The organism is Cupriavidus pauculus (genome assembly GCF_008801835.1).
Lineage (GTDB): Bacteria > Pseudomonadota > Gammaproteobacteria > Burkholderiales > Burkholderiaceae > Cupriavidus > Cupriavidus pauculus.
Window position 1 is genome coordinate 1 of sequence record NZ_VZOW01000073.1, and the last position, 5,179, is coordinate 5,179.

Below are 5,179 nucleotides of genomic sequence, written 5' to 3' on the forward strand. Positions count from 1 at the left end.
CACCAGCCGTACCGCTTCCAGCTTGAATTCCAGCGTGTACTGCGCCCGCTTTGTCTTGCTTGTCATCACATCTCTCCTTGCTTCAGTTTAACCTCAGCAAGGGATTCGTTTTGCGGGGGCAAGCTCACAGATCGACTTCCCAAGCGGTGACGTCGGCCGGCAGGTCGTGACGAGGCGGAGCGGGATACCGCCCCGTGCCGACATCAAATAGCAGGCCGGCCACGGCACCTAGATCATTGGAAAGGACGTCACGATAGCGATGATTGAGTGTGAGGATGCCGTCGCGCATTGCGAGGTAGTGATCCCACTTGCCCAGCTTGACTGCCGCACCGGTCAGAGCGTTGTAGCCGTTCACGATCGCAGTGTTGAACGGAGGAAGCAGGGTAGGGTGGATGAAATAGAGCAGGTTTGCGACTGCGGGACCGAGGCCCTTGATCCCCACGCCGCTCAGTTGCTGGATGGCGGTGAGCACCTCTGCTTCCGTATCACAACAATTGCACGTGTGGAGCAACCTTGCGAACGCCCGCTGGTTGTCGGCGTTTTCGTAGATATCGGGAATGCGCAGTTTCGGCTTCCAGAGAAACGCGTGATCGGCACCCTTGAAGATCTGCCGCTGTTCGGCGATCGACGCGACAACGGTCTCCAGAGACGATCCTCGGTACGCATTACCAAAGCTGCCGGCGTGAATCTCCTCGACGACGGCGCCGATCCCGCGCCGAATGGATCTGAAATTCTTGAGGCGTTCAGGCCATAGGAACCAAGTTTGATAGGTGCCGCTCGGATCGGATTTCCAGCGTTCGATGAGAGTTCGGATGGTGTCTGTCATGGCGTCATTTTTTTTGACAGGCAGTGTATCACCGCGGGTCCGGAAAAATGAATGCCACGCGTCAATTGCACTTGACCTTCCCACGGCGGGAAGGATTAAGGTATATCGGGCAGCGTTGTCTGGTTGTAGCTTGGCTAACTATCTGGAAGGGGACGTCATGGATTCCCACACAGGACAGGATGCTGGCTCGAACGTCGGGCTTAGCCGGCGCGTGGTTTGGTGGCTTGCGCTTGGGGCCGTATTGATCGTCGTACTCGCTTTCGCTTTCTCGGACTGGCAGCGGATTGCGTCGATGTTGCTTTTTGGGCTAGTGTTGCTGTGCCCGTTGATGCATCTCCATCATGCCGGGCGTCACAGGAATGCTTCCTCGGCGCGTGGTAACGCAACAAACGAACAGCGCGTCGGACAACAGGAGTCGCACAATGAATGAACGTAGTCCGCTCCAGTCACAAGATCACTCTGCGCACGGCGCAGCGTCGCCAGGCGATCATGACGCGCATCATGGACATTCGCATGCCGGGCCTGGCTCGCAATGCGATGGCAATCGTGCGCCCGAGACCGATTTGAAAGATCCGGTTTGCGGGATGTCCGTATCGACGGAATCCAAGTTCCGCGCCGAACATGATGGCAAGCAATATTACTTTTGCAGCAATTCCTGTCATCAGAAGTTTCTGGAGGAGCCGGCGAAGTATGTGGGGGTGCTAACCTCTGACGCCGCGGGACTACCACTACCCGTTGTCGAACCGGAAGGGACCATCTATACGTGCCCGATGCATCCGGAGATTCGTCGGGACCGTCCAGGTAACTGCCCGAAGTGCGGGATGGCCCTGGAGCCGCTACTGCCCGATATCGAAGACGGCGAAAGTCCGGAGCTGACGGATTTTCGACGCCGTTTCTGGTGGACGCTGCCGCTGACCGCAATCGTCTTTGTACTCGCGATGTTCGGCTCTCGGCTGGGCTTAATGTCTCCCGCCACTCAAAGCTGGGTGGAGTTCGTTCTAGCGACGCCGGTCGTGCTGTGGGCCGGTTGGCCATTCTTCGAACGCTGCTTGCAGTCGTTCGTCAATCGCAGTCCGAACATGTGGACACTGATTGGGCTGGGAACCGGTGCCGCCTACATCTATAGCGTCGTGGCGACGGTTGCGCCGGGCGTTTTCCCGCCCGCATTCGCCGCGCATGGGCGAATCGGCGTGTATTTTGAGGCCGCCGCAGTCATCATTTCGCTCACCCTGCTTGGGCAGCTTCTGGAGTTGAAGGCCCGCTCTCAGACCTCCGCCGCAATCAAATCGCTGCTCGGGCTCGCTCCGAAAACAGCCCGGCGCATTAGCCCCGACGGACAGGAGGAAGATGTGGCGCTGACCCACGTTCACGTGGGAGACCTATTGCGGGTCCGACCCGGCGAAAAAGTACCGGTGGACGGTGTCGTCACGGAGGGCCGCAGTTCGATTGACGAATCGATGATTACGGGCGAGCCCATGCCGGTTTCGAAACGCGCGGGTGACCACGTCATTGGGGCGACGATCAACACTTCGGGCAGCCTGATCATTCGGTCGGAGAGGGTTGGTGCGCAGACCATGTTGTCGCAGATCGTCCAGATGGTTGCCCAGGCGCAGCGCTCAAAGGCGCCGATGCAGCGCATGGCGGACCGGGTCGCCGGGGTATTCGTGCTCGCAGTCATCGGTGTGGCGGTGGCCACGTTTCTCGCATGGGGGCTCTTCGGTCCAGAACCGAGTTGGGTGTTTGGCCTGATCAACGCCGTTGCCGTGCTGATTATCGCTTGCCCGTGTGCTCTCGGATTGGCGACGCCAATGTCGATCATGGTCGCAAGCGGTAAGGGAGCTGCAAACGGCGTGCTGTTTCGCGACGCGGCGGCGATCGAGAACCTGCGCAAGGTTACCGCACTGATCGTCGACAAGACCGGTACATTGACCGAGGGCAGGCCCGCCTTTGCGCGATCTGTTGGCGTCAATGGCTATGCCGAGGAAGAGGTGCTGCGGCTTGCCGCAAGCCTTGACCAGGGGAGCGAGCATCCGCTGGCCGCTGCGCTGGTTACCGCCGCGCGGGATGCGGGACTGTCCCTGGAGAAGGCAGAGAATTTTGAATCGAGCACGGGGATTGGCGTTCGAGGCATCGTGGCCGGGAAAAGGCTCGCCATTGGCAACACGGCGCTCATGGAGGAGGAGCGTGTCCAGGTCGAGCCGCTGCGTGCGCAAGCCGACGACCTGCGCGCGCAAGGAGCCAGCGTCATGTATTTGTCCGTTGACGGCACGCTGGCTGGGCTACTTGCCGTATCGGACCCCATCAAGCACTCGACGCCGGAAGCGTTGCAGAGTCTGCGGGATGAGGGTATCCGCGTGATCATGGCCACCGGCGATGGCCTCGCCACAGCGAAGGCGGTGGCCACTAATCTGAACATCGACGAGTTCCGCGGGGAAGTGAAGCCCGCCGACAAGCTTGCGTTGGTGACGCAACTGCAGGACGCTGGCGACGTGGTAGCCATGGCGGGTGACGGGATCAACGACGCACCTGCACTGGCCAAGGCCGATGTGGGCATCGCCATGGGCACCGGGACCGATGTGGCAATGAACAGCGCCCAGGTTACCCTGGTGAAGGGCGATTTGCGCGGCATCGCCCGGGCCCGAAACCTCTCGGAAGCGACGATCCGCAACATGAAGCAAAACCTGGCATTTGCCTTTGTCTATAACGCGCTTGGCGTGCCCTTGGCCGCTGGCGTTCTGTACCCGCTTACTGGGTTGCTGCTGTCCCCCATGATTGCGGCGCTCGCGATGAGCCTGAGTTCCGCATCGGTGATTTCCAACGCGCTGAGGCTCAGGCGGACGAGTGTCTGACGCGAGCCGAGCGTTGTTTCAAGTAAGTCAGTACAAGGAAAATTCTAATGAAATACCTGTTTGCCGCTGCCATCCTGGCAGGAAGTACCGCGTCGTATGCCGCGGCGCCTGCCATGACGGTCTATAAGGATCCCAACTGCGGTTGTTGCGAAGAGTGGGTGAAGCACGTCAATCAAGCCGGCTTCCCCACCAAGGTGATCAACTCGACGGATGTGACCTCGGTAAAGACGCGACTTGGGGTGCCGGCCTCATTCAATTCCTGCCACACCGCCGTGCTGGAAACTAGCGGCCAGGTCATTGAGGGGCACGTGCCGGCCGCCGCTATCCAGAAACTGGTGGCCAATCGCGCAGTCAAGGGCGTCGCAGTGCCTGGCATGCCGACCAATGCACCGGGCATGGGCAAGCTGAACGGCGGCCTGGTCACGGTGGATTTCCAGGGCAAGCCCTTCTCCCAAGACTAACGGAATCAGAGCTGGCGGCACCCATGCCGCCAGACAATGCTGCATGGAAGAATCCAACAAGCCGCGCTGGAGGATCATCGGCCTCCTGGGGTTAGGTACCGTCGCCGCGACGGTCATCGCGCTGCAGGCCAAACGCTATCTGGAGACACCGCCAATCCCCGATCGGGCACGGAGTGGGCGCGAATTGCGCATTGACGCATCGGATTCACAGCGGGTGGAGCGAGGCAGGCAGCTATATGCGCAGGCGTGTGCCGCGTGCCACGGTGCCAAACTGGAAGGGCAGCCGAACTGGCGCGATCGGCTGCCAAGTGGGCGGCTGCCGGCCCCACCACACGACGCGTCAGGCCATACCTGGCACCATGCAGACGCGATACTATTCGCGCTCACGAAGAACGGATTGGTACCAGGCGTCTCTGCACCGAGCAATTATGTCAGCGACATGCCGGCCTTCAAGTCGTCGATGTCAGACGAGGACATCGTTGCAGTACTGGCCTACATCAAAAGCACCTGGCCAGAGAAGGTGCAGGCCGCCCAGCGCGAGGCGACCAACGAGTACATCGGTCGCTAGCCTGCCGAGCAACAAGAACGGGCCTCCATGCCTGTCGTCGTCACAGGTTGGAGGCCATCGGTCTGTTTGGCGGGAGTGGTTAGTCGCGCGTCGCGCTATTTTTTCACAACGACCTTGCCGACCATACCGGCTTCGAAGTGGCCGGGCACCAGACAGGCGAAATCGACGGTCCCAGCCTTGTCAAACCGCCAGACGAGAGTCCCCTGCGCGCCCGGTGCGAGCGTGAGCTTGTTGGGGGCAGCGTGCTTTTCGCCGGCCATCTCCCGCATCATTTTTGCATGCTCTTTCAGTTCGGCCGTCGTGCCGATCACCATTTCGTGCTCGACTTTCCCGGCATTGCGTACCTGGAACCGGATGGTGTCACCCGCTTTCACCGGGATCGCGTCGGGCGAGAATCGCATGGTGTCGTTCATCGTGACGTCCACCGTACGCGTGGCCTTGGCACTAACGCCAGGTTGTCCTGCGACCGATGCAG

General features: G+C 60.5%; 5 protein-coding genes and 1 pseudogene. 4 read left to right on the forward strand and 2 right to left on the reverse strand.

Annotation, left to right across the window (positions count from 1 at the left end; genetic code table 11):
• Positions 1–127: 127 nt before the first annotated feature.
• Positions 128–826 (reverse strand): annotated as a pseudogene (locus F7R19_RS29235) (type II restriction endonuclease); the annotation flags it as partial.
• A gap of 157 nt (positions 827–983) precedes the next feature.
• Between F7R19_RS29235 and F7R19_RS30550 the strand changes: the two are divergent.
• From F7R19_RS30550 to F7R19_RS29255, 4 genes are read left to right on the forward strand one after another with little or no spacing between them, the layout of a single operon-like run.
• Positions 984–1,256 (forward strand): DUF2933 domain-containing protein, encoded by a 273-nt coding sequence (locus F7R19_RS30550; RefSeq protein ID WP_084085805.1) that lies wholly within the window; start codon positions 984–986, stop codon positions 1,254–1,256.
• Positions 1,249–3,675: a heavy metal translocating P-type ATPase gene (locus F7R19_RS29245; RefSeq protein WP_071040747.1), complete on the forward strand. Its 2,427-nt coding sequence runs from the start codon at positions 1,249–1,251 to the stop codon at positions 3,673–3,675. Before F7R19_RS30550 ends, F7R19_RS29245 begins: the two co-directional genes overlap by 8 nt.
• A gap of 47 nt (positions 3,676–3,722) precedes the next feature.
• Entirely contained in the window at positions 3,723–4,136 is a 414-nt protein-coding gene (locus F7R19_RS29250; RefSeq protein WP_008652087.1) for a DUF411 domain-containing protein, read from the forward strand.
• Between the two features lie 43 nt (positions 4,137–4,179).
• Positions 4,180–4,704, forward strand: coding sequence for a c-type cytochrome (locus F7R19_RS29255; RefSeq protein WP_008652088.1), 525 nt, complete (start codon positions 4,180–4,182; stop codon positions 4,702–4,704).
• 95 nt (positions 4,705–4,799) lie between these two features.
• On the opposite strand, the gene F7R19_RS29260 is transcribed toward F7R19_RS29255, so the two are convergent.
• On the reverse strand, positions 4,800–5,179 hold a 380-nt coding region (locus tag F7R19_RS29260), incomplete at its 5' end, for a cupredoxin domain-containing protein (protein ID WP_150982944.1).

Excerpts from the sequence above, each read along its gene's own strand:
- F7R19_RS29250 (WP_008652087.1), top strand. The coding sequence starts at position 3,723 with ATGAAATACCTGTTTGCCGCTGCCATCCTGGCAGGAAGTACCGCGTCG.
- F7R19_RS29245 (WP_071040747.1), top strand. The coding sequence starts at position 1,249 with ATGAATGAACGTAGTCCGCTCCAGTCACAAGATCACTCTGCGCACGGC.
- F7R19_RS29255 (WP_008652088.1), top strand. The coding sequence starts at position 4,180 with ATGGAAGAATCCAACAAGCCGCGCTGGAGGATCATCGGCCTCCTGGGG.
- F7R19_RS30550 (WP_084085805.1), top strand. The coding sequence starts at position 984 with ATGGATTCCCACACAGGACAGGATGCTGGCTCGAACGTCGGGCTTAGC.